Raw genomic sequence first — 22,990 nt, 5'->3', positions numbered from 1 at the left:
ACAATCCGGTGTCTTTTTACCATCTACGGCTTAACCGCGAAACTCGGAGCGACCGTTGTACTTGGCTTTGCCATTCAACTGCTCTTCGATACGCAGCAGTTGGTTGTACTTGGAAACACGGTCGGAACGGCACAGCGAACCGGTTTTGATCTGGCCAGCCGAGGTGCCCACAGCCAGATCGGCGATGGTCGAATCTTCGGTTTCGCCCGAACGGTGCGAGATCACTGCAGTGTAACCGGCAGCCTTGGCCATCTGGATGGCTTCCAGCGTTTCGGTCAGAGTGCCGATCTGGTTGAACTTGATCAGGATCGAGTTGGCGATGTTTTTATCGATGCCCTCTTTCAGGATCTTGGTGTTGGTCACGAACAGGTCGTCGCCTACCAGTTGCACCTTCTCGCCGATCTTGTCGGTGAGGATTTTCCAGCCAGCCCAGTCGGACTCGTCCAGACCGTCTTCGATCGAGATGATCGGATAACGTTCGGTCAGACCTTTCAGGTAATCAGCGAAACCTTCAGCGGTGAACACCTGGCCTTCGCCGGACAGGTTGTACTTGCCGTCTTCATAGAATTCGCTCGCCGCGCAGTCCAGCGCCAGTGTCACGTCAGTGCCCAGCTTGTAACCGGCGTTGGCCACCGCTTCGGAGATCACTTTCAGCGCGTCTTCGTTCGAAGCCAGGTTCGGTGCGAAACCGCCTTCGTCGCCAACGGCAGTGCTCAGGCCACGGGCCTTCAGCACAGCTTTCAAGTGATGGAAAATCTCGGTGCCCATGCGCAGACCTTCCGAGAAAGACTTGGCGCCAACCGGCTGCACCATGAATTCCTGGATGTCGACGTTGTTATCGGCGTGCTCGCCACCGTTGATGATGTTCATCATCGGCACCGGCATCGAGTAAACACCCGGAGTGCCGTTGAGGTTGGCGATGTGTGCGTACAACGGCAGATCCTGATCCTGTGCAGCAGCCTTGGCCGCAGCCAGGGATACGGCGAGGATGGCGTTGGCGCCCAGGGTCGCTTTGTTTTCGGTACCGTCGAGCTTGATCATCGCGTGATCCAGCGCTTTCTGGTCGCTTGGGTCGGTGCCCAGCAGCAGATCGCGGATCGGGCCGTTGATGTTGGCGACTGCTTTCAGTACGCCTTTGCCCAGATAACGGCTCTTGTCGCCATCACGCAGCTCGAGCGCTTCACGCGAGCCAGTGGATGCACCGGACGGCGCGCAAGCGCTGCCGATGATGCCGTTGTCGAGAAGCACATCCGCTTCCACGGTGGGATTGCCACGGGAGTCGAGAACTTCACGACCTTTGATGTCGACGATTTTTGCCATTGTTGTAAACACTCCAAAGTTGACGAAAACGACGCAGCTAGAGGAAATCTTTTTACCGTCGGCAAGTGGTGTGCAGCGGGCAGCTTGCAGACGACAACGCACATGCCCGAGGGCATGTGCGACAAATCGTGCGGTACTTTACCGGAGAATTGAGTGTTACGCGGTTTCTACCGTCGGAAAACTCTTCACCAGTTCGTCCAAAGCTTTGAGCTGGGCCAGAAATGGCTCCAGTTTGTCCAGACGCAAGGCGCAAGGGCCGTCGCATTTGGCGTTGTCCGGATCCGGATGCGCTTCGAGGAACAGACCCGCCAGCGACTGGCTCATGCCCGCCTTGGCCAGATCCAGCACCTGCGCACGGCGACCGCCAGCGGAGTCGGAACGACCGCCAGGCATTTGCAGCGCGTGGGTCACGTCGAAGAAAACCGGGTACTCGAACTGCTTCATGATGCCGAAGCCGAGCATGTCGACCACGAGGTTGTTGTAGCCGAAGCTCGAACCACGCTCGCAGAGGATCAGTTGGTCGTTACCCGCTTCCACGCACTTGCTCAGGATGTGTTTCATTTCCTGAGGCGCGAGGAACTGGGCTTTCTTGATATTGATCACTGCTTTGGTCTTGGCCATCGCGACGACCAGATCGGTCTGGCGCGACAGGAAGGCCGGCAGTTGAATGATGTCGCAGACCTCAGCGACGACCGCAGCCTGATCAGGCTCGTGGACGTCGGTGATGATCGGTACGCCGAAGGCTTGTTTGATGTCCTGGAAGATGCGCATGCCCTCTTCCAGGCCAGGGCCACGATACGAATGCACAGAAGACCGGTTGGCCTTGTCGAAACTGGCCTTGAACACGTAAGGGATACCGAGTTTTTCGGTGACCTTTACGTACTCTTCGCAAACCTGCATGGCCATGTCACGGCTTTCCAGCACGTTCATGCCGCCGAACAGCACCATGGGTTTGTCGTTGGCAATCTCGATGTCGCCGACGCGGATGATCTTCTGTGCCATCGGGGTTACGCCTTCTTCTGGTGTTGAGCCAACGCTGCTTTGACGAAACCGCTGAACAGCGGGTGGCCATCGCGTGGTGTCGAGGTGAACTCTGGGTGGAACTGGCAAGCAACGAACCATGGGTGATCGGCCGCTTCTACCACTTCAACCAGCGCTGCGTCAGCCGAGCGACCGGAGATTTTCAGGCCGGCTTCGATCAGTTGTGGCAGCAGCTTGTTGTTCACTTCGTAACGGTGACGGTGACGCTCGACAATCACATCCTTGGCGTAGCAGTCGTGCACCTTGGAGCCGGCTTCGAGCAGGCATTCCTGAGCGCCGAGGCGCATGGTGCCGCCCAGATCGGACGTTTCGGTACGCACTTCAACGGCGCCGGTCGCGTCTTCCCATTCGGTGATCAGACCCACAACCGGGTGGCCGCTGGCGCGGTCGAACTCGGTGGAGTTGGCGTCTTTCCAGCCCATCACGTTACGGGCGAACTCGATGACCGCCACTTGCATGCCGAGGCAGATGCCTAGGTACGGAACCTTGTTCTCACGAGCGTACTGAACGGCGGTGATCTTGCCTTCCACGCCGCGCAGACCGAAGCCGCCCGGTACGAGGATCGCGTCGACACCTTCGAGCAGCGCGGTGCCCTGGTTTTCGATGTCTTCGGAATCGATGTAACGCAGATTGACCTTGGTGCGGTTACTGATGCCGGCATGACTCATCGCTTCGATCAGCGACTTGTAGGCGTCCAGCAGCTCCATGTACTTGCCGACCATGGCGATGGTCACTTCGTGTTCCGGGTTCAGCTTGGCGTCAACCACCGCTTCCCACTCGGACAGATCAGCGCTGCCGCACTGCAGACCGAAACGCTCAACGACGAAATCGTCCAGACCCTGCGAGTGCAGGATGCCAGGGATCTTGTAGATGGTATCGGCGTCTTCCAGCGCGATCACCGCACGTTCTTCAACGTTGGTGAACTGAGCGATCTTGCGACGCGACGAGATGTCGATCGGGTGATCGGAACGGCACACCAGTACGTCTGGCTGCAGGCCGATCGAACGCAGTTCTTTCACCGAGTGCTGGGTTGGCTTGGTTTTGGTCTCGCCGGCAGTGGCGATGTACGGCACCAAAGTCAGGTGCATCAGCATCGCGCGCTTGGCGCCGACTTCGAAACGCAGTTGGCGGATCGCTTCGAGGAACGGTTGCGACTCGATGTCACCGACAGTGCCACCGATTTCAACCATCGCCACGTCAGCGTCGCCAGCACCCTTGATGATGCGGCGCTTGATTTCGTCGGTGATGTGCGGAATCACCTGGATGGTTGCACCCAGGTAATCACCACGGCGCTCTTTGCGCAGCACGTGTTCGTAAACACGGCCAGTGGTGAAGTTGTTGTTCTGGGTCATGGTCGTGCGGATGAACCGCTCGTAGTGGCCCAGGTCCAGGTCGGTCTCGGCGCCGTCGTGGGTGACGAACACTTCGCCGTGCTGGAACGGGCTCATGGTGCCCGGGTCAACGTTGATGTACGGATCCAGCTTCAGCATGGTGACCTTAAGTCCCCGCGCCTCCAGGATGGCTGCCAATGAAGCCGATGCAATGCCTTTCCCCAAAGAAGAAACAACACCGCCCGTGACGAATATGTAGCGCGTCATGAAAAACCCTAGAAGTCTGCGTTAAAGCGGTCCGAGCCGCCGGGGGAAGCGAAGGAAGGCCGAAGCCCCCGATCACCTGCATTAATCACAGTGCACCTTTCAAAAAAACCGCCGCGTTGGGACAGACCGGCAGATGAAACACCGGTACGTTGCTCGCTACACATTTTTTGGAATCGCCCAGCAAAGACTGCTTGGTAATCGGCAACTCCTGCAATTCAGGCGAATCCACAGAAGTTGTATCAAGAAGGGAGCGTAGTCTACCGGAATGCTCCTTTCAGCTCAAACCCAGATCTTCGCCTGTTGGCTGCCAATGCAATTTCCAGCCGTCCTGCCCATTGCCATCAAGCCCCGGCAGGTTCGCCACCGCGAGCAATTCGTCACCGCGAAACAGCAGCGGCAATCTGCCACGCACAAAACCCGGCACCGCGCGCTCATTGAGCAGGCGTTTGAGATCGCGATGACCGCGATCCGCCAAATGCATCACTTCGCCGCCCTGACGATAGGCGATACGCAACGGGCCGCAAGGATTTTGCCCGTCGAACATGACACGACCATTATCGGCCAAGCGTAGCGGTGAAGACGGCACTTGCCAGTCGGCGCCGATCATCGGCGTGCGCAACCAGTGGCCGCTGAGCCACCACACACGTCCGGCGCTGCGATGCAGTTCGCCATTGGCCAGACGCCAGATAGGGGAAGCATCGGAAGCCGCTTCGCAGAGATCCGTCCAACCCGACCAATGGTCGCTATCCGGCAGTTGGGTGAAGGCTTCGAGCCAATGACTGATCGCGTTGCGTTGACGGGCGGCGGACAGTGCGGCGAGTGGCGCCAGTTCCAGCGACGGCAAACCCAGCCATTCGAAATCGTGCGGGGTGTTCGCCTGCGCCAGATCGATCTGCGCCAGTTCATCGAGCAGCCCCTGCGCCTCACGCAGATGCGCCGCGCTGCGGGCCATGCTCGCCTGCGCTTGCGGCCAGCGCCCGGTCAGCAGCGGCATGACCTGATGGCGCAGATAGTTGCGCGAGAATTGCCGATCCTGATTGGACGGGTCTTCGATCCAGGTTAATTGATGAGCCTGTGCGTACGTTCCCAGTTCGGCGCGGGAGATGTCCAGCAGCGGCCGAACCAGCGTGCCCTGCCCCACCGGCCGCTGCGCCGGCATCGCGGACAATCCGCGCGCACCGGCGCCGCGCAACAGGCGAAATAACAGCGTCTCCGCCTGATCATCGCGATGCTGCCCGGTCAGCAACAGATCATTGGTCTGCGTCAGCGAACTGAACACCGCGTAACGCGCATCCCGTGCTGCTCGCTCCAGACTCGCGCCCGGTTGCACCGTAACCCGCTCGATCAGCAACGAAACACCCAGCGCATCGCAAACGGCTTGGCAATGTTGCGGCCACGCATCAGCCGCAGCCTGAAGGCCGTGATGGATATGGACAGCGCTTAGCGGCGGGAGGGAATCGGATTTTGCCAGAGAGGCCAGCAGATGCAGCAGGACGGTGGAGTCGAGACCACCAGAGAAGGCGATACGCCAATGAGCGGCATTGCGCCAGGGCTCAAGGTTCAGCAGAAGCCGGGAAGGCAAATCACTCTTCGAAGAATTCATAGAGAGGGTCGCTTCTCAAGGATCCTGTAGGAGCTGCCGAAGGCTGCGATCTTTTGATCTTGAAAGATCGCAGCCTTCGGCAGCTCCTACAGGGGTATTGCGTTCGACTTAGAGGCCGTAGCTCATCAGTCGATCATAACGGCGCTTCAACAGCGCTTCGTTATCGAACTTCTTCAGCATCGCCAGTTGCGAACTCAGCTCGGCACGGATCGAAGCAGCGGCAGTCGCCGGATCACGGTGGGCGCCGCCCAGAGGCTCGCCAATCACCTTGTCGACAATGCCCAGGCCTTTCAGACGCTCAGCGGTGATGCCCATCGCTTCAGCAGCATCCGGCGCTTTTTCGGCGGTTTTCCACAGAATCGATGCACAACCTTCCGGCGAGATCACCGCGTAGGTCGAGTACTGCAGCATGTTCAACTGATCGCAAACGCCAATCGCCAGTGCACCGCCGGAACCACCTTCACCGATAACGGTGGCGATAATCGGGGTTTTCAGGCGCGACATCACACGCAGGTTCCAGGCGATCGCTTCGCTCTGGTTGCGCTCTTCAGCGTCGATCCCAGGGTAGGCACCCGGGGTGTCGATGAAGGTCAGGATCGGCATTTTGAAACGCTCGGCCATTTCCATCAGTCGGCACGCCTTGCGGTAGCCTTCCGGACGCGGCATGCCGAAGTTGCGGCGAACCTTCTCGCGCACTTCGCGGCCTTTCTGGTGACCGATGATCATCACCGGCTGGTCTTCCAGACGGGCGATACCGCCAACGATCGCAGCGTCGTCAGAGAAGTGACGGTCGCCGTGCAGCTCGTCGAACTCGGTGAAGATGTGCTCGATGTAATCGAGGGTGTACGGGCGTTTCGGGTGACGCGCCAGGCGTGCGATCTGCCAGCTGGTCAGCTTGCCGAAAATGTCTTCGGTCAGCGTTTTGCTCTTGTCCTGCAGGCGGGAGATCTCATCGCCGATATTCAGCGAATTGTCATTACCGACCAAGCGCAACTCTTCGATCTTGGCTTGCAGGTCGGCGATCGGCTGTTCGAAATCTAGAAAATTCGGGTTCATAGGCGTCCGTCTTGGGTCGAGTCCCAAATAAGCTTGGGCCGGCCGGTTGTCTATTCGCGCCCTACCTTAAGGGAGAGGCGCGCTGAGGTCGAGATTAAAAATTCAGGTTTCGGGCAAGTGCAATCATGGCACTCGCCGGTCAACGGTATTGGAGGAAGACGTTGTCTCGCCCGAACTGGTCACGCAGAGCCTGAATCAAGGCATCCGCCGGGTCGATCCGCCACGTCTCGCCAAACTGCAGCAAGGTCTTCGCATCGGGGCTGGTGTACTCCATGGTCACCGGGCACGCGCCGCGATGGCGCTTGAGCAAATCACCCAACCAGCGTAGCTGATCGCCTTTCAGATCCTGGGTTTGCAGCTTCAGGCGCAGGCTCTCGGCAAGGTTGGTGCGCGCATCTTCCATGCTCATCACACGCTTGACCCGCAGGCGCAGGCCACCGGAGAAGTCATCGTTGCTGACCTCGCCTTCAACCACCACCATCGCGTCGGTCTGCAACAGCGACTGCGCGGAGTGGAACGCATCGGCGAACAGCGACGCCTCGATCCGCCCGGAGCGGTCGTCGAGGGTGATAAAGCCCATCTTGTCGCCCTTTTTGTTCTTCATCACCCGCAGGGCAATGATCATTCCGGCCACGGTCTGCGTATCGCGGGCCGGTTTCAGGTCGATGATGCGCTGACGGGCAAAACGGCGGATCTCGCCTTCGTATTCGTCGATCGGGTGACCGGTCAGGTACAGGCCCAGGGTGTCTTTTTCACCCTTGAGGCGTTCTTTGAGGGTCAGTTCTTTGGCCTTGCGATGCACCGCGTAAACGTCGGCGTCTTCCTCGACGAACAAGCCGCCAAACAGGTCGGCGTGACCGCTGTCGTGGGTGCGCGCCGTCTGCTCGGCGGATTTGATCGCTTCTTCCATTGCCGCCAGCAGCACCGCGCGGTTGCGGTCGATGTTGGCCTGATAAGCCTTTTGCTCTTCATGGAAGAACGGGCCGAGACGATCCAGCGCCCCGCTGCGGATCAAACCGTCGAGGGTGCGCTTGTTGATGCGTTTGAGGTCGACGCGGGCGCAGAAATCGAACAGATCCTTGAACGGCCCGTCCGCGCGCGCCTCAGTGATCGCCTCGACCGGCCCCTCGCCCACACCCTTGATCGCGCCGAGGCCATAAATGATGCGGCCTTCGTCGTTCACCGTGAACTTGAATTCCGAAGTATTCACATCCGGCGCGTCGAGACGCAGCTTCATGGTGCGAATTTCTTCGATCAAGGTCACGACCTTGTCGGTGTTGTGCATGTCCGCCGACAGTACCGCGGCCATGAACGGCGCCGGGTAGTGGGTCTTCAGCCAGGCCGTCTGGTACGAAACCAGACCGTATGCAGCGGAGTGAGACTTGTTGAAGCCGTAACCGGCGAATTTTTCCACCAGGTCGAAAATGTTACCGGCAAGGTCGGCTTCGATATTGTTGGTCTTGCAACCTTCAATAAAACCGCCGCGCTGCTTGGCCATTTCTTCGGGCTTTTTCTTACCCATCGCCCGACGGAGCATGTCCGCACCGCCGAGGGTGTAACCGGCCATGACCTGGGCAATCTGCATCACCTGTTCTTGATACAGGATGATGCCGTACGTCGGCGCCAATACCGGCTTGAGGCCTTCGTATTGATAGTCGGAGTGCGGATACGCCAGCTCGGCGCGACCGTGCTTACGGTTGATAAAGTCATCAACCATGCCGGACTGCAGCGGGCCCGGACGGAACAGGGCCACCAGTGCGATCAAGTCTTCCAGGCAGTCGGGCTTGAGCTTTTTGATCAGCTCTTTCATGCCTCGCGACTCAAGCTGGAACACCGCGGTGGTTTCAGCTTTTTGCAACAGCGTGTAAGTCGGTTTATCGTCGAGCGGGATGAACGCGATGTCCAGCGGCGGCTCGTCGACCTTGGCGCGGTCGCGGTTGATGGTCTTCAGCGCCCAGTCGATGACCGTCAGCGTCCGCAGACCGAGGAAGTCGAACTTCACCAGACCGGCGGCTTCAACGTCGTCCTTGTCGAACTGGGTTACCAGACCGTCACCGGCCTCGTCGCAATAGATCGGCGAGAAGTCAGTCAGCTTGGTCGGCGCGATAACCACACCACCGGCGTGTTTACCGACGTTACGCACCACGCCTTCGAGCTTGCGCGCCATCTCCCAGATTTCGGCGGCCTCTTCATCGACCTTGATGAAGTCACGGAGGATTTCTTCCTGCTCGTAGGCTTTTTCCAGGGTCATGCCGACTTCAAAAGGAATCATCTTCGACAGACGATCCGCCAAACCGTAGGACTTGCCCTGCACCCGCGCCACGTCGCGCACCACAGCCTTGGCGGCCATGGAACCGAAAGTGATGATCTGGCTTACCGCGTTGCGCCCGTATTTCTCGGCCACATAGTCGATCACGCGGTCACGACCGTCCATGCAGAAGTCGACGTCGAAGTCGGGCATCGATACCCGTTCCGGGTTAAGGAAACGTTCGAACAGCAGGTCGTATTCCAGCGGGTCGAGGTCGGTGATCTTCTGCACGTAGGCCACCAGCGAACCGGCACCCGAACCACGGCCAGGGCCTACCGGCACGCCGTTGCTTTTGGCCCACTGGATAAAGTCCATAACGATCAGGAAGTAACCGGGGAAGCCCATCTGGATGATGATATCCAGCTCGAAATTCAAGCGATCGACATAGACCTGACGCTTGGCTTCGTAGTCTTCGGTGGTGTCCTTGGGCAGCAGCACCGCCAATCGCTCTTCGAGACCGTCGAAGGAGACTTTGCGGAAATATTCGTCGATGGTCATGCCATCGGGGATCGGGAAGTTGGGCAGGAAGTGCGTGCCCAGTTTCACGTCGATGTTGCAGCGCTTGGCGATCTCGACGGTGTTTTCAATCGCGTCGGGAATATCGCTGAACAGCTCGATCATCTCCTCGGCGCTTTTCAGGTATTGCTGATCGCTGTAATTCTTCGAACGACGCGGATCGTCGAGGGCGCGGCCCTCACCGATGCAGACGCGGGTTTCGTGGGCGGCGAAGTCTTCCTGTTTGATGAAGCGCACATCGTTGCTCGCCACCAGCGGCGCGCCGAGTTTGTCGGCCAGCGCCACGGCGCCGTGCAGTTGTTCTTCATCGTTGGGACGGTTGGTGCGCTGGATTTCCAGATAGAAGCGATCCGGGAACACCGTCATCCACTCGCGCGTCAGGGCCTCGGCTTCAGCCGGGTTGCCACTGATCAGGGCCATGCCGATCTCGCCTTCTTTGGCGGCGGACAACATGATCAGGCCTTCGTTGGCTTCAGCGACCCACTCACGCTCGATGATGATCATGCCGTTGCGCTGGCCTTCAATGAAGCCGCGCGAGATCAACTCGGTGAGGTTGCGATAGCCCTTGGCGTTCATCACCAACAGGCTGAGACGGCTCAGCGGAGCGTCCGGATCTTTGTTCGACAGCCACAGGTCGGCGCCGCAGATCGGCTTGATGCCGGCGCCCATGGTGTTTTTATAGAATTTGACCAGGGAGCACATGTTGTTCTGGTCGGTGACCGCGACCGCCGGCATGTTCATGGCGGTCAGCGCCTTGACCAGCGGCTTGATCCGCACCAGCCCGTCGACCAGCGAGTATTCAGTGTGCAGGCGTAGATGAACGAATGAAGCCGGCATAGTGATCCTGTCCAGTTACATAGAGACAACAAGGCCCGGATTGTACCGGGCCTCGAACAAAACATCAGCCTTGCGACTAAACCTGCGTCAGGCCTTCCAGCGCTTCGTAAGCCAGACGCACCGGGGCGAACGAGCGCCGGTGAATCGGTGTCGGGCCCAGACGTACCAAGGCTTCCAGATGAACGGGCGTCGGGTAGCCTTTATGGCCGCCGATGCCGTAACCCGGGTAGATCAATTCAAACGCAGCCATTTCACGGTCACGACTGACCTTGGCCAGAATCGACGCGGCAGCGATGGCTGGCACCTTACCGTCGCCCTGCACCACCGCTTCCGCGCGCATCGGCAAGTGTGGGCAGCGGTTGCCGTCGATCATCGCCAGTTTCGGCTGAATATGCAGGCCGGCGACCGCGCGCTGCATGGCGAGCATGGTCGCGTGAAGGATGTTCAGTTCGTCGATTTCTTCGACTTCTGCGCGGGCTATGCACCAGCTCAGGGATTTCTCGATGATCTCGTCGTAGAGCTTTTCACGCTTGGCTTCGGTGAGTTTCTTCGAGTCGTTGAGACCGAGGATCGGCCGGTTTGGGTCGAGAATCACCGCCGCCGTCACCACTGCACCGCACAACGGGCCGCGACCGACTTCATCGACACCGGCCACCAGTTCTTCGACTTCGGCGACCAGGGTGAAATCCAGGCCCATCTGCATGCTTGTCTTGCTCATTGTTTTTGACCGATCAGGTTAAGGACGGCGTCCGCCGCCTGATTGGAGGCATCCCGGCGCAGGGTGCGGTGGATCTCGTCGAAACCGCGCGTCTGTTCTTCACCGCCCTCGATCAGCGGCGACAGGGTCTGGGCCAGCGCTTCGACCGTCGCATCATCCTGCAACAATTCTGGCACCAGCAGACGCTGGGCGAGCAGGTTCGGCAAGGACACGTAAGGGCTCTTGACCATGCGCTTGAGAATCCAGAACGTCAGCGGTGCCAAGCGATAGGCGACCACCATCGGCCGCTTGTACAACAGCGCTTCAAGGGTCGCGGTACCGGAGGCGATCAACACGGCGTTGCACGCGGCCAGAGCCAGATGGGATTTGCCGTCGAGCAGGGTCACCGGCAGATCGCGGCCGGCGAGCAGCTCTTCAAGCTGCGCGCGGCGCTCGGCATTGGCGCAAGGAATGACGAAACGCACACCCGGGCGCATGCTGCGCAGGCGCTCGGCGGTATCGAGGAACAGCGCGCCGAGTCGCGACACTTCGCCACCACGGCTGCCGGGCATCAACGCCACCAGCGGGGCGTCAGGCAGGCCCAACTCGGCACGCGCGGCGGCACGATTAGCCTCCAACGGAATGGCATCGGCCAGCGTGTGGCCGACGAACCGCACCGGTACGCCCTTCTCTTCGTAGAATTTCGCTTCGAACGGCAACAACGTGAGCATCAAATCGCAGCCTTCGCGAATCTTCAACACGCGCTTCTGCCGCCACGCCCACACCGACGGGCTGACGTAATGCACGGTTTTGATCCCGGCCTGACGCAGCTTGAGTTCGATATTGAGGTTGAAATCCGGGGCATCGATGCCGATGAACACATCGGGTTTCTCGGCGATCAGCGTGGCGATCAGCTCCTTGCGGCGCTTGAGCAACTCACGCAGACGCCCGAGCACTTCTACCAGGCCCATGACCGACAAGCGTTCCATGGGAAAGTAGGAAGTCAGGCCTTCGGCCTGCATCAACGGGCCACCCACACCGATGAACTCGACCGCCGGATGCTGTGCCTTGAGGGCGCGCATCAGACCGGCGCCGAGAATGTCGCCGGAAGCCTCACCCGCCACCAGCGCAATACGCAGATTGGCCATGATCAGCGAGTGATGCCGCGAGTCGACGACTGGATCGAGTCGCGGAAAATCGCAACTTCCGGGAATTGCGCCGCCGGTTCTGCCAGCTCAGCCAGTGCCTGCTCGACCGTCAGGCCTTGGCGGTACACGGTTTTGTAGGCGCGACGCAGGGTGTGGATCGCGTCTTCGCTGAACCCACGACGGCGCATGCCTTCGAAGTTCATGCTGCGTGCTTCCGCCGGGTTGCCGAATACCGTCACGAACGCCGGAACGTCCTTGCCGATCGCCGTGCCCATGCCGGAAAAGCTGTGGGCGCCGATGTGGCAATACTGATGTACGAGGGTGAAACCGGAGAGGATCGCCCAGTCATCAACGTGTACATGGCCGGCCAACGCGGTGTTGTTGACCAGAATGCAGTTGTTGCCGATGACGCTGTCGTGACCGATGTGGGCATAGGCCATGATCAGGTTGTGGTCGCCCAGCGTCGTTTCCGAACGATCCTGAACGGTGCCACGGTGAATGGTCACGCCTTCGCGGATGACGTTATGGTCACCAATCACCAGACGGGTTTCTTCACCTTTGTATTTCAGATCGGGCGTGTCCTCGCCTACCGAGGAAAACTGATAGATGCGATTGTGCTTACCGATGCGGGTCGGGCCTTTAAGAATTACATGGGGCCCGATCACGGTACCCTCGCCGATTTCCACACCGGCGCCGACGATCGACCACGGGCCGACCTCGACACCGTCAGCCAGAACGGCCGACGGATCGATGATTGCGCGAGGGTCAATCAAACTCATAGCTTGCGTTCCGCGCAGATGATTTCAGCCGAGCAGACCGGCTTGCCATCGACCGAAGCCTGGCATTCGAATTTCCAGATCTGACGCTTGCAGCTGAGGAACTTGGCTTCAAGGATCAACTGGTCGCCTGGCAACACAGGCTGGCGGAAGCGCAGCTTGTCGGAACCGACGAAGTAGTAAAGCGTGCCGTCGGCAGGCTTCACATCAAGCATTTTGAAACCGAGGATCCCGGCAGCCTGAGCCATTGCTTCGATGATCAGTACGCCCGGCATGATTGGATGCGCAGGGAAGTGACCATTGAAGAACGGTTCATTGATGCTGACATTCTTGTAGGCGCGAATGCGCTTGCCTTCAGTGTCCAGTTCCACCACTCGGTCCACCAGCAGGAACGGGTAACGGTGAGGCAGGTATTCGCGAATCTCGTTGATGTCCATCATTTCGGGGGGAAGCCTATGTAAAGATTGGGAGCGCGACTGACGCGCACTCCTCTAGCAAATCAAGGAGGCAGTCTAGAGGCTGTGCACACTTGATATGGAAATGGTATCAGCCATCTGATGAAGCATTGCCGTCAGGGGTCACTTCCCCTACGCGCTTTTCCAGCTGTTTCAAACGTCGCGCGATGTCATCGAGCTGACGAATACGGGCCGCGCTTTTGCGCCATTCGGCCGCCGGTTGCATGGCTGTACCGGATGAGTAGGCGCCTGGCTCGGTAATCGAGTGGGTCACCATGGTCATCCCGGTGAGGAAAACGTTGTCGCAAATATCAATGTGCCCAACCAGACCGACACCGCCGGCGAGCATGCAATGCTTGCCGATCTTGGTGCTGCCGGAGATCCCGACACACGCGGCCATGGCGGTGTGATCACCGACCTGAACGTTGTGCGCGATCTGAATCTGGTTATCGAGTTTCACGCCATTGCCGATCACGGTATCGGCCAGTGCGCCGCGGTCGATAGCGGTATTCACGCCAATCTCTACGTCGTCGCCGATGGTCACGCCACCGATCTGGGCGATTTTCTGCCAGATGCCCTTCTCGTTGGCAAAGCCGAAGCCCTCACCACCGAGCACAGCACCGGACTGAATCACCACACGTTTGCCGATGCGCACGTCGTGATACAGGGTCACGCGGGGCGCGAGCCAGCCGCCTTCACCAATTTCACTGCGCGCACCGACAAAGCAGTGGGCGCCCAAGGTCACTTGAGCAGCGATACGCGCACCGGCTTCGATCACTACAAACGGGCCGATGCTGGCGGTTGGATCAACCACCGCGTCGTCCGCAATCACTGCCGACGGGTGGATACCCGCCGCAGCTTTTGGTTTGGGATCGAACAAGTGCGAGATACGTGCGTAGGCCAGATAAGGATCCGGCACCACCAGCGCATTTCCGGCAAAACCTTCGGCGTCAGCTTCTTTGAGCAACAGCGCTGCTGCCTGCGAGCCTGCCAGGAATTTGCGGTATTGAGGGTTTGCCAGAAAGCTCAACTGAGCTGGGCCAGCCTCTTGCAAAGTGGCTAGCCCAGTAATTTGCTTCTCCGGGTCGCCACGCAGGGTGGCGCCGAGGAACTCGGCCAACTGGCCGAGCTTGATGGTCACGGTCATGGGTTACTTCAGCTGATTCATGCGCTCGATAACCTGGCGCGTGATGTCGTACTGAGGTTTGACATCGATCACTGCGCCACGCTCGAACACCAGGTCAAAACCACCTTTCTTGATGACTTCTTCCACTGCGCCATCCAGCTTCGGCTTCAGTTGCTTGAGCATTTCGCGGTCAGCAACAGCTTTGGCTTCGTTCAGTTCTTTGGACTGGAACTGGAAGTCACGGGCCTTTTGCTTGAATTCAAGCTCCAGACGCTCGCGCTCGCCCTGCTGCATTTTGTCACCACCGGCCATCAGACGATCCTGAATGCCTTTGGCGCTGCTTTCCAGAGTCTTCAGTTTGGTCAGTTGCGGACCGAACTTCTTCTCGGCATCAACGGCGTACTTCTTGGCCGCGTCCGATTCCAGCAAAGCCATCTGATAGTTCAGAACAGCGATTTTCATGTCGGCGAAAGCCGGGCCTGCCACCAGTACGGAGGCCAGGAGAACCAATTGAGTCAACTTACGCACGATGCACTCCTACAAAATCCATTGTCGTTATCTTGGGTCAGACGCTTAGAACGTCTGGCCGAGGGAGAATTGGAACACTTGAGTTTCAGCGTCATCCGGTTTCTTGATCGGCATGGCCAACGCGAAGCTCAGAGGACCCAGTGCGGTGACCCAGGTCACGCCTACACCAACGGAACTCGCCATGTTGCTCAGGCTAATATCGTTGCACTGCGTGCTGGAAGAAGAACCAGCTGCAGCGTTGGAAGTCTTGTCGCACTTGGAGTCGAATACGTTACCGACGTCCCAGAATACCGAGGTACGCAGGGAGCGCTGATCTTTAACAAACGGCAGCGGGAACAGAACTTCAACACCACCCTGGATCAACACGTTACCACCGAACGGCAGCGGATCCTGATCCGGGTCACGGAGTGTGCCAGCGTTGCCTGTTTCATCAGCACCACGGCTCGGCGTACTGCGAGGCCCCAGAGTGCTGTCCTTGAAGCCACGAACCGAGTTGAAACCACCAGCATAGTAGTTTTCATAGAACGGCAAGCCGTCAGTCGAACCGTAACCGTCGCCATAACCCAATTCGGTGTGCAGACGCAGGGTGTAGTTTTCAGTGATCGGCTGGAACAACTGACCACGGTAATCAAGCTTGAAAAACGACAGGTCACTACCAGGAATCGTCGATTCCAGCGTCAGGCTCTGCGAACGACCACGGGTTGGCAAGACGCCTTTGTTCAAGGTCGATTCGGACCAACCGGCCGAAGCCTTGAAGTTCAGGTACTTGTCGCCTTCCTGGTTAACGAAGTCGAAAATCTCGTCAACGGTGTACTGACCGGTCTTGATCTCATCCTGTTGAACGGAGAGACCGAAGGTCAGACGCGAAGTCTCGCTGATCGGGTAGCCGACGTTTACGCCAGCACCCAGGCTGTCTACCGCATAGCTTGCAACGTCGACATCGAGGTCATCGTAGTCAGTGGTGCGATAGAACGCGTTGTAACCCAGGCTCACGCCATCGGCGGTCCAGTACGGGTCAACGTAGCCGAAGTTGTAGCGGCTCTGGTATTCGCTTCGGGTCAGGCCGACGCTGACGCGGTTACCGGTACCGAGGAAGTTGTTCTGGGTGATCGAACCACCGAGGATCAGACCGGCGCTCTGCGCGAAACCGACGCTGGCGGTGATCGAACCGGAAGCCTGCTCTTCAACGCTGTAGTTCACGTCAACCTGGTCGTCGACACCTGGCACAGCCGGGGTTTCAACGTTGACTTCTTTAAAGAAGCCCAGACGCTCAAGACGGGTCTTGGACTGGTCGATCAGGTAGGTCGAAGCCCAGCCGCCTTCCATCTGACGCATTTCACGACGCAGCACTTCGTCTTCCGACTTGGTGTTGCCACGGAAGTTGATACGGTTAACGTAAGCACGCTTGCCCGGATCGACAGCAAACAGGATGTCGACAGTGTGGTCGTCATCGTGTGGCTGCGGAACACCGTTGACGTTGGCGAAGGTGTAACCCTCGTTACCCAGACGACGGGTGATCAGTTCGGAGGTGGTGGTCATCAGCTTGCGCGAGAACACCTGGCCTTTCTGCACCAGCAACAGCGATTTGACCTGATCTTCAGGGACTTTCAGGTCACCGCTGAGTTTGACGTCACGAACGGTGTACTTCTCGCCTTCGGTGACGTTAACGGTGATGTAGACGTGTTTCTTGTCCGGGGTGATGGACACCTGGGTCGAAGCGATATCCATGTTGATATAGCCGCGGTCCAGGTAGTAGGAGCGCAGACGCTCCAGGTCACCGGAAAGCTTTTCACGGGCGTACTTGTCATCGTTCTTGAAGAACGACAGCCAGTTGGTGGTTTTCAGTTCGAAAAGGTCGGTCAGGTCATCCTCAGGGAAAACCGTGTTGCCAACGACGTTGATGTGCTGAATGGCCGCAACGGTGCCTTCGTTGATCTTCACTTTCAGACCAACACGGTTACGTGGCTGCGAGACCACTTCGGTATCAACGGTGGCGGAGTAGCGACCCTGAGCAACGTACTGACGCTGCAGTTCGTTACGCACACCTTCGAGGGTGGCACGCTGGAAGATCTCGCCTTCGGACAGACCGGATTGCTTTAGGCCTTTCATCAAGTCTTCGGTGGAGATCGCCTTGTTGCCTTCGATCTCGATACTGGCGACCGACGGACGTTCAACGACCGTGATTACCAGTACGTTGCCTTCGCGGCCCAGCTGGATATCTTGAAAGAAACCGGTTTTGAACAACGCACGAGTGGATTCCACCAGGCGACGATCATCCGCCTGCTCGCCGACGTTCAACGGCAAGGCACCAAAGACACTACCCGCGGAGACCCGCTGGAGGCCATTGACGCGAATATCAGAGATAGTGAAGGACTCGGCGTGAACTTCGGCGATCATCAATACGGTGAGAACCGCAGTTAGCAGCAGACGTTTCATGAAGTCCTTTCTTATTCCAACTGGCAATAAACAAACTGCCGCAAAATGCGGCAGATTCGCAATTCAGCGAAGCGTTACAGTCGACCCAGATCGTTGACCAGAGCTAACAACATCACTCCGACCACCAAACTGATACCGATCTGTATCCCCCAACCTTGCACCCGATCCGACAAGGGACGACCACGCGCCCACTCGATCAGATAAAACAACAAATGCCCCCCATCCAGTACAGGAATGGGCAGCAAATTCAGAACCCCCAGGCTAATACTCAGATAAGCAAGGAAATTCAGGAAATCAGCGACGCCCGACTGGGCAGAAGCGCCCGCCACTTTAGCAATGGTTATCGGTCCACTCAAGTTTTTTACCGAGAGCTCGCCGAACAGCATTTTCTTTAGCGAATCGAGGGTCAGAACGCTCATGGTCCAAGTGCGACGAGCGCCCTCGCCAATCGCGGCCAAAGGCCCGTAACTGACCTCGCGGATCATTTCCGGTGGCCAGTCGATCGCTTTGACGCCAGCGCCCAGATAACCGCTCGGCGCCTTGCTTTCGCCACGCGCCGCCAGCGTCACCGGGACGTCGATTTGAGCACCATCACGCTCGACACGCAGCATAATTTTGGTATCAGGACGCGTACGAACGGTATCGACTACTTGCTGCCAGTCGCTCAGCGCCACGCCGTCGAGCGAGACCAGACGGTCGCTGGTTTTCAGGCCAGCAGCTTGCGCCGGGCCTTTTGGATCAAGTTCTGCGAGCACCGGTGGCAATGCCGGACGCCATGGACGGATACCCAACGAGCGAATCGGATCCGGCTCATCAGCCCCTTTCAGCCAATGATCCAGCGCCAGCTCACGCGGCGAATCAGCCGTAGAGCCCTGCTCACGCACCAACAACTGCAGCGAACCGCTCTCACCCAGTCGACGTACCAACTGCAAATTGACCGCCGCCCAACCGGAAGTCGGCTCGCCATCAATTGCGACAATTTCCTGACCCGCCGTCAAACCAGCCTTGGCCGCGATACTGCCGGACTCGACACCACCGATGACCGGGCGTATTTGCTGACTGCCAAGCATCGCCAGCACCCAGAAAAACACCAGAGCCAGCAGGAAGTTGGCGATCGGGCCGGCAGCCACGATGGCAATACGCTGGCGTACAGATTTGCGATTGAACGACTGATCGAGCTGATCCAGCGGCACTTCGCCTTCACGCTCGTCGAGCATCTTGACGTAACCACCCAGCGGAATCGCGGCGATCACGAACTCGGTGCCTTTCTTGTCGTGCCAGCGCAGCAACGGCATACCAAAGCCTACGGAAAAACGCAGAACCTTGACGCCACAGCGACGCGCGACCCAGAAATGGCCGAATTCATGAAAGGTGACCAGTACACCCAAAGCGATCAGGGTGCCGGCAATCATATAGAGCGCGCTCATCTACTTTCTCCGCAATCCTGTTCAGTGCTGCGTAAAGCCATTGTGTTGCAAAACTTATCGGTCGTGACGTTTCAACCATTGTTCGGCCAAAACTCGTGCCTTGGCGTCGGCGGTAAACACCGCATCGAGATCATCCAGCGCAACCACGGACTCGAGATTCAAGACTTCCTCGATGATACTCGCGATTTCCAGGTAACGAACCCGCCCATCGAGAAACGCTGCCACAGCCACTTCATTGGCCGCGTTGAGCATCGCCGGTGCGCTGTCACCCGCCTCGGCCGCTTGGCGGGCCAGACGCAGGCACGGGAAACGTTCTTCATCAGGCGCTTCGAAATCCAGGCGCGCGATGGCAAACAGATCCAGCGGTGCCACACCGGAATCAATACGTTCTGGCCAAGCCAACGCATTGGCAATCGGCGTGCGCATGTCAGGGTTACCCAACTGCGCCAGCACCGAGCCGTCGACGTAATCGACCAGCGAGTGAATCACGCTTTGCGGATGGATCACCACCTCGACCTGCGACGGCTTGGCATCGAACAACCAGCAGGCTTCGATCAGCTCAAGGCCTTTGTTCATCATGCTGGCCGAATCCACGGAAATCTTGCGCCCCATGGACCAGTTCGGATGCGCACACGCTTGGTCAGGTGAAACATGCACCAGTTCAGCCATCGGTGTCTGTCGGAACGGGCCACCAGAGGCTGTCAGTAAAATCCTTCGCACGCCGACCGAGCTCAAACCACGAGCAAAATCCTGCGGCATGCACTGGAAAATCGCGTTGTGTTCGCTGTCGATCGGCAACAGCACCGAACCGCTTTTGCGCACGGCCTGCATGAACAAAGCACCGGACATCACCAGCGCTTCTTTATTAGCCAGGAGAATCTTTTTGCCAGCCTCGACGGCGGCCAATGTAGGACGCAAACCCGCAGCACCCACAATCGCCGCCATCACCGCATCGACTTCCGGCGCGGAGGCGACCTGACACAAGCCCTCCTCCCCCACCAGCACCCGCGTTGGCAAACCCGCGGCACGCAGATCATCCTGCAAGCCACGGGCAGCGGCGACTTCAGGCACCACGGCAAATTGCGGCACGTGACGCACACACAAGGCCAGCAGTTCGCTCAGACGAGTGAAACCGCTCAGGGCGAATACTTGATAACGCTCAGGGTGACGCGCGATGACATCCAGGGTGCTCAGGCCAATCGAACCGGTCGCCCCCAGGACGGTAATCTGTTGGGCTCGGCTCACGGTGCGGCCATCCACAACAGCACGGCAAACACCGGAATCGCTGCGGTCAGGCTGTCGATGCGGTCAAGCACACCGCCATGCCCGGGCAGCAGATTGCTGCTGTCCTTGATGCCGGATTGACGCTTGAACATGCTTTCGGTGAGGTCGCCGACCACCGAGATAAAGACGATCAGCGCAGCGCCGATCAAGCCCTTGAGCAGTTCGGCCACTGTCCAGTCGCGCACCAGACCAACGATGGCGGTGATCACCAGGCTCAATGCCAGACCACCGTAAACGCCTTCCCAGCTTTTGCCCGGGCTGACCTGCGGGGCCAGTTTGCGCTTGCCGAAAGCACGGCCGGAGAAGTAGGCGCCGATATCAGCGCCCCACACCAACACCATCACCGCCATGATCAGCCAGTTACCCAACGGGTACTGTTTGATCTGCACCAGACCTTGCCAGGCCGGCAACAGAATCAGCAGACCGATCACCAGTTTGGTTGCCGCACTGGACCAATGAGCACTGGAGGCCGGGTAAGTAAGCACCAGATAAGTCGCCACTGCCCACCACAACACCGAAGCACCGAGCACCCATGGCGCAAGGCCGGGCAAGATGTACATGATGAAGAGCATGAACGCGACCACGGCGGCAAAACCCACACGGAACGCTTGCCCGGTGAAACCTGCCAGACGCGCCCATTCCCAGGCGCCCAAAGTCACGACCAGACCGATGAACAAGGCAAACCCGGAACCTTCGAGCAGGAAAAACCCGCACAAGGCAATCGGCAGCAGGATCAGTGCAGTGATGATTCGTTGTTTAAGCATTAAACCCGGGCTCCAGCTTCGACCTGTTCGCTCGTTTTACCGAAGCGACGTTGACGTGAAGCGAAATCGGCCAGCGCAGTGCGCATGGCATCGTGTTTGAAGTCCGGCCAGAACAGGTCGGAGAAGTACAACTCGGCGTACGCCAGTTGCCACAGCAGGAAGTTGCTGATGCGGTGCTCACCACCGGTGCGGATGCACAAATCCGGCAACGGCAGATCGCCGGTGACCAGACAGGTTTGCAACAGATCCGGAGTGATGTCTTCCGGACGCAGATGCCCGGCCTGAACTTCGCGTGCCAGGCGCTGTGCAGCCTGCGCGATATCCCACTGACCGCCGTAGTTGGCGGCGATCTGCAGAACAAAACGGTTGGCACCGGCAGTCATTGCTTCGGCTTCGCGCATCGCCGCCTGAAGTTCAGGGTGGAAGCGCGTGCGATCGCCAATGATGCGCAGGCAGATGTTGTTGTCGTTGAGGCGCTTGGCCTCACGACGCAATGCCTTGAAGAACAGATCCATCAAGGCGCTGACTTCATCGGCCGGGCGCTGCCAGTTTTCACTGGAGAAGGCGAACAAGGTCAACACTTCGACCTTGGCCTCAGCGCACACCTCGATGACGGCTCGCACAGCATCCACGCCCGCTTTATGCCCGGCGACACCCGGCATAAAGCGTTTTTTAGCCCAGCGATTGTTACCATCCATGATGATCGCGACATGGCGCGGCACCGCGGACGGCGCAGTCTGCTTGGTCTTGTCCATTAAAAGCTCGACCCTTATACGGCCATCAGGTCTTTTTCTTTCTCTTCCGTGGCCTTGGTGATCATGGCTTCGGAATCCTTGGTCAGCTTATCGATATCGGCGATTGCACGACGCTCTTCGTCTTCGCTGATTTCTTTATCCTTGACCAGCTTCTTCAGCTCGCCCAACGCGTCACGACGGATGTTGCGCACGGCAACACGAGCGTCTTCAGCAGCGCTGCGCGCCTGCTTGGTGAAGCCCTTACGGGTTTCTTCAGTCAGGGCAGGCATGGAGATCAGCAACAACTCGCCGAGGTTGGTCGGGTTGAGGTTCAGGCCAGCGCTCTGGATTGCCTTGTCGACGGCGGCGAGCATGTTGCGCTCGAAGGCCACGACTTGCAGGGTGCGCGAGTCTTTAACAGTGATGTTGGCAACCTGGGTGATGGAGGTGTCAGCGCCGTAGTACGGCACCATCACGCTGCCCAGAATGCTTGGGTGAGCCTTACCGGTACGGATCTGGCCAAAGGCGTGAGCCAGAGAGTCCAGGGATTTTTGCATGCGCTCTTGAGCGTCTTTTTTGATTTCGTTGATCATTGTTGACCTTCCTCGATCAGGGTGCCTTCAGCGCCGCCATGGACGATGTTCAGCAGGGCACCAGGTTTGTTCATGTTGAATACGCGCAGCGGCATCTTGTGATCGCGGCACAGGCAGATAGCGGTCAGATCCATTACACCCAGCTTGCGATCCAGTACTTCATCATAAGTCAGATGATCGAACTTCTCGGCATGCGGGTCTTTGAACGGGTCTGCGGTGTAAACACCATCGACCTTGGTCGCTTTCAGCACGACGTCGGCATCGATTTCGATGGCACGCAGGCAGGCTGCCGAATCCGTGGTGAAGAACGGGTTGCCGGTACCGGCTGCGAAAATCACGACGTCCTTGGAGTTCAGGTGACGCATGGCTTTGCGGCGATCGTAGTGATCGGTTACGCCAACCATGGAAATCGCCGACATCACGATGGCCGAGATATTGGCACGTTCCAGCGCATCGCGCATGGCCAGGGCGTTCATCACAGTGGCCAGCATGCCCATGTGGTCGCCTGTGACCCGATCCATACCGGCTTTGCTCAGGGCTTCGCCACGAAACAGGTTACCGCCACCGATCACCAGACCGACCTGGACACCGATGCCGACCAGTTGGCCGACTTCCAGCGCCATGCGATCGAGTACTTTCGGATCGATCCCGAACTCTTCCGAGCCCATCAGGGCCTCGCCGCTAAGCTTGAGTAGAATGCGTTTATAGCGAGCCTGATAACCACTGCCCTGCTGAGCCATTGC

The 22,990-nt window shown here is 58.6% G+C and carries 19 protein-coding genes; all 19 read right to left on the bottom strand.

All coding sequences use genetic code 11. The features are described from left to right. Positions 1 to 30 precede the first annotated feature (30 nt). Positions 31 to 1,320 carry a phosphopyruvate hydratase gene (gene eno / locus GVL50_RS11820; protein ID WP_007908839.1) on the bottom strand — a complete coding sequence of 430 codons (1,290 nt, stop codon included), beginning with the start codon at positions 1,318 to 1,320 and terminating at the stop codon, positions 31 to 33. 156 nt (positions 1,321 to 1,476) lie between these two features. Beyond that, on the bottom strand, positions 1,477 to 2,322 hold the full coding sequence (gene kdsA, locus GVL50_RS11815; protein WP_159813105.1) for a 3-deoxy-8-phosphooctulonate synthase: 846 nt from the start codon (positions 2,320 to 2,322) through the stop codon (positions 1,477 to 1,479). A gap of 5 nt (positions 2,323 to 2,327) precedes the next feature. Continuing rightward, a complete protein-coding gene (locus GVL50_RS11810; RefSeq protein WP_159813103.1) occupies positions 2,328 to 3,959 on the bottom strand; it encodes a CTP synthase in 1,632 nt (543 codons plus the stop codon). A 274-nt stretch (positions 3,960 to 4,233) separates the two neighbouring features. Further along, the gene (gene tilS, locus GVL50_RS11805) at positions 4,234 to 5,562 is read right to left on the bottom strand and encodes a tRNA lysidine(34) synthetase TilS (protein ID WP_159813101.1); all 1,329 of its coding nucleotides are present in this window, start codon (positions 5,560 to 5,562) and stop codon (positions 4,234 to 4,236) included. A gap of 108 nt (positions 5,563 to 5,670) precedes the next feature. Next, a complete protein-coding gene (locus GVL50_RS11800; RefSeq protein ID WP_053117644.1) occupies positions 5,671 to 6,618 on the bottom strand; it encodes an acetyl-CoA carboxylase carboxyltransferase subunit alpha in 948 nt (315 codons plus the stop codon). Between the two features lie 139 nt (positions 6,619 to 6,757). Continuing rightward, the gene (gene dnaE / locus GVL50_RS11795; RefSeq protein ID WP_159813099.1) at positions 6,758 to 10,279 is read right to left on the bottom strand and encodes a DNA polymerase III subunit alpha; all 3,522 of its coding nucleotides are present in this window, start codon (positions 10,277 to 10,279) and stop codon (positions 6,758 to 6,760) included. A gap of 76 nt (positions 10,280 to 10,355) precedes the next feature. After that, entirely contained in the window at positions 10,356 to 10,982 is a 627-nt protein-coding gene (gene rnhB, locus GVL50_RS11790) for a ribonuclease HII (protein ID WP_159813170.1), read from the bottom strand. Positions 10,983 to 10,993: 11 nt separating this feature from the next. Then, complete coding sequence (lpxB, locus tag GVL50_RS11785; protein WP_159813097.1) at positions 10,994 to 12,124, bottom strand: lipid-A-disaccharide synthase; 1,131 nt, start codon at positions 12,122 to 12,124, stop codon at positions 10,994 to 10,996. Between the two features lie 2 nt (positions 12,125 to 12,126). Continuing rightward, positions 12,127 to 12,903, bottom strand: coding sequence for an acyl-ACP--UDP-N-acetylglucosamine O-acyltransferase (gene lpxA / locus GVL50_RS11780; protein WP_159813095.1), 777 nt, complete (start codon positions 12,901 to 12,903; stop codon positions 12,127 to 12,129). Beyond that, entirely contained in the window at positions 12,900 to 13,340 is a 441-nt protein-coding gene (gene fabZ / locus GVL50_RS11775; RefSeq protein ID WP_053117635.1) for a 3-hydroxyacyl-ACP dehydratase FabZ, read from the bottom strand. The genes lpxA and fabZ overlap by 4 nt, the downstream gene beginning before the upstream one ends. 106 nt (positions 13,341 to 13,446) lie before the next feature. Further along, positions 13,447 to 14,502: a UDP-3-O-(3-hydroxymyristoyl)glucosamine N-acyltransferase gene (gene lpxD / locus GVL50_RS11770; protein WP_159813093.1), complete on the bottom strand. Its 1,056-nt coding sequence runs from the start codon at positions 14,500 to 14,502 to the stop codon at positions 13,447 to 13,449. A gap of 3 nt (positions 14,503 to 14,505) precedes the next feature. After that, a complete protein-coding gene (locus GVL50_RS11765; protein ID WP_042557882.1) occupies positions 14,506 to 15,009 on the bottom strand; it encodes an OmpH family outer membrane protein in 504 nt (167 codons plus the stop codon). A 45-nt stretch (positions 15,010 to 15,054) separates the two neighbouring features. After that, positions 15,055 to 17,445 (bottom strand): outer membrane protein assembly factor BamA, encoded by a 2,391-nt coding sequence (gene bamA, locus GVL50_RS11760; protein WP_159813091.1) that lies wholly within the window; start codon positions 17,443 to 17,445, stop codon positions 15,055 to 15,057. A gap of 74 nt (positions 17,446 to 17,519) precedes the next feature. Then, the gene (gene rseP, locus GVL50_RS11755; protein ID WP_159813089.1) at positions 17,520 to 18,872 is read right to left on the bottom strand and encodes a sigma E protease regulator RseP; all 1,353 of its coding nucleotides are present in this window, start codon (positions 18,870 to 18,872) and stop codon (positions 17,520 to 17,522) included. A 54-nt stretch (positions 18,873 to 18,926) separates the two neighbouring features. Then, positions 18,927 to 20,117 (bottom strand): 1-deoxy-D-xylulose-5-phosphate reductoisomerase, encoded by a 1,191-nt coding sequence (gene ispC, locus GVL50_RS11750; RefSeq protein ID WP_159813087.1) that lies wholly within the window; start codon positions 20,115 to 20,117, stop codon positions 18,927 to 18,929. After that, entirely contained in the window at positions 20,114 to 20,920 is an 807-nt protein-coding gene (locus GVL50_RS11745; RefSeq protein WP_053117625.1) for a phosphatidate cytidylyltransferase, read from the bottom strand. The genes ispC and GVL50_RS11745 overlap by 4 nt, the downstream gene beginning before the upstream one ends. Further along, positions 20,920 to 21,675 (bottom strand): polyprenyl diphosphate synthase, encoded by a 756-nt coding sequence (gene uppS, locus GVL50_RS11740; RefSeq protein ID WP_053117623.1) that lies wholly within the window; start codon positions 21,673 to 21,675, stop codon positions 20,920 to 20,922. Before uppS ends, GVL50_RS11745 begins: the two co-directional genes overlap by 1 nt. Positions 21,676 to 21,689: 14 nt before the next feature. Then, positions 21,690 to 22,247: a ribosome recycling factor gene (gene frr, locus GVL50_RS11735; RefSeq protein ID WP_053117621.1), complete on the bottom strand. Its 558-nt coding sequence runs from the start codon at positions 22,245 to 22,247 to the stop codon at positions 21,690 to 21,692. Further along, complete coding sequence (pyrH, locus tag GVL50_RS11730) at positions 22,244 to 22,987, bottom strand: UMP kinase (protein ID WP_003222124.1); 744 nt, start codon at positions 22,985 to 22,987, stop codon at positions 22,244 to 22,246. Before pyrH ends, frr begins: the two co-directional genes overlap by 4 nt. Positions 22,988 to 22,990: the final 3 nt, after the last annotated feature.

Origin of the sequence: Pseudomonas sp. 18058, from assembly GCF_902706155.1 — a bacterium.
Taxonomy (GTDB): Bacteria; Pseudomonadota; Gammaproteobacteria; order Pseudomonadales; family Pseudomonadaceae; genus Aquipseudomonas; species Aquipseudomonas rustica.
This window is presented reverse-complemented; position numbering and strand designations above follow the sequence as displayed.

Coding starts and splice junctions, on each gene's coding strand:
- eno (WP_007908839.1), bottom strand. CDS start 1,320: ATGGCAAAAATCGTCGACATCAAAGGTCGTGAAGTTCTCGACTCCCGT.
- kdsA (WP_159813105.1), bottom strand. CDS start 2,322: ATGGCACAGAAGATCATCCGCGTCGGCGACATCGAGATTGCCAACGAC.
- GVL50_RS11810 (WP_159813103.1), bottom strand. CDS start 3,959: ATGACGCGCTACATATTCGTCACGGGCGGTGTTGTTTCTTCTTTGGGG.
- tilS (WP_159813101.1), bottom strand. CDS start 5,562: ATGAATTCTTCGAAGAGTGATTTGCCTTCCCGGCTTCTGCTGAACCTT.
- GVL50_RS11800 (WP_053117644.1), bottom strand. CDS start 6,618: ATGAACCCGAATTTTCTAGATTTCGAACAGCCGATCGCCGACCTGCAA.
- dnaE (WP_159813099.1), bottom strand. CDS start 10,279: ATGCCGGCTTCATTCGTTCATCTACGCCTGCACACTGAATACTCGCTG.
- rnhB (WP_159813170.1), bottom strand. CDS start 10,982: ATGCAGATGGGCCTGGATTTCACCCTGGTCGCCGAAGTCGAAGAACTG.
- lpxB (WP_159813097.1), bottom strand. CDS start 12,124: ATGGCCAATCTGCGTATTGCGCTGGTGGCGGGTGAGGCTTCCGGCGAC.
- lpxA (WP_159813095.1), bottom strand. CDS start 12,903: ATGAGTTTGATTGACCCTCGCGCAATCATCGATCCGTCGGCCGTTCTG.
- fabZ (WP_053117635.1), bottom strand. CDS start 13,340: ATGATGGACATCAACGAGATTCGCGAATACCTGCCTCACCGTTACCCG.
- lpxD (WP_159813093.1), bottom strand. CDS start 14,502: ATGACCGTGACCATCAAGCTCGGCCAGTTGGCCGAGTTCCTCGGCGCC.
- bamA (WP_159813091.1), bottom strand. CDS start 17,445: ATGAAACGTCTGCTGCTAACTGCGGTTCTCACCGTATTGATGATCGCC.
- rseP (WP_159813089.1), bottom strand. CDS start 18,872: ATGAGCGCGCTCTATATGATTGCCGGCACCCTGATCGCTTTGGGTGTA.
- GVL50_RS11745 (WP_053117625.1), bottom strand. CDS start 20,920: ATGCTTAAACAACGAATCATCACTGCACTGATCCTGCTGCCGATTGCC.
- uppS (WP_053117623.1), bottom strand. CDS start 21,675: ATGGACAAGACCAAGCAGACTGCGCCGTCCGCGGTGCCGCGCCATGTC.
- frr (WP_053117621.1), bottom strand. CDS start 22,247: ATGATCAACGAAATCAAAAAAGACGCTCAAGAGCGCATGCAAAAATCC.
- pyrH (WP_003222124.1), bottom strand. CDS start 22,987: ATGGCTCAGCAGGGCAGTGGTTATCAGGCTCGCTATAAACGCATTCTA.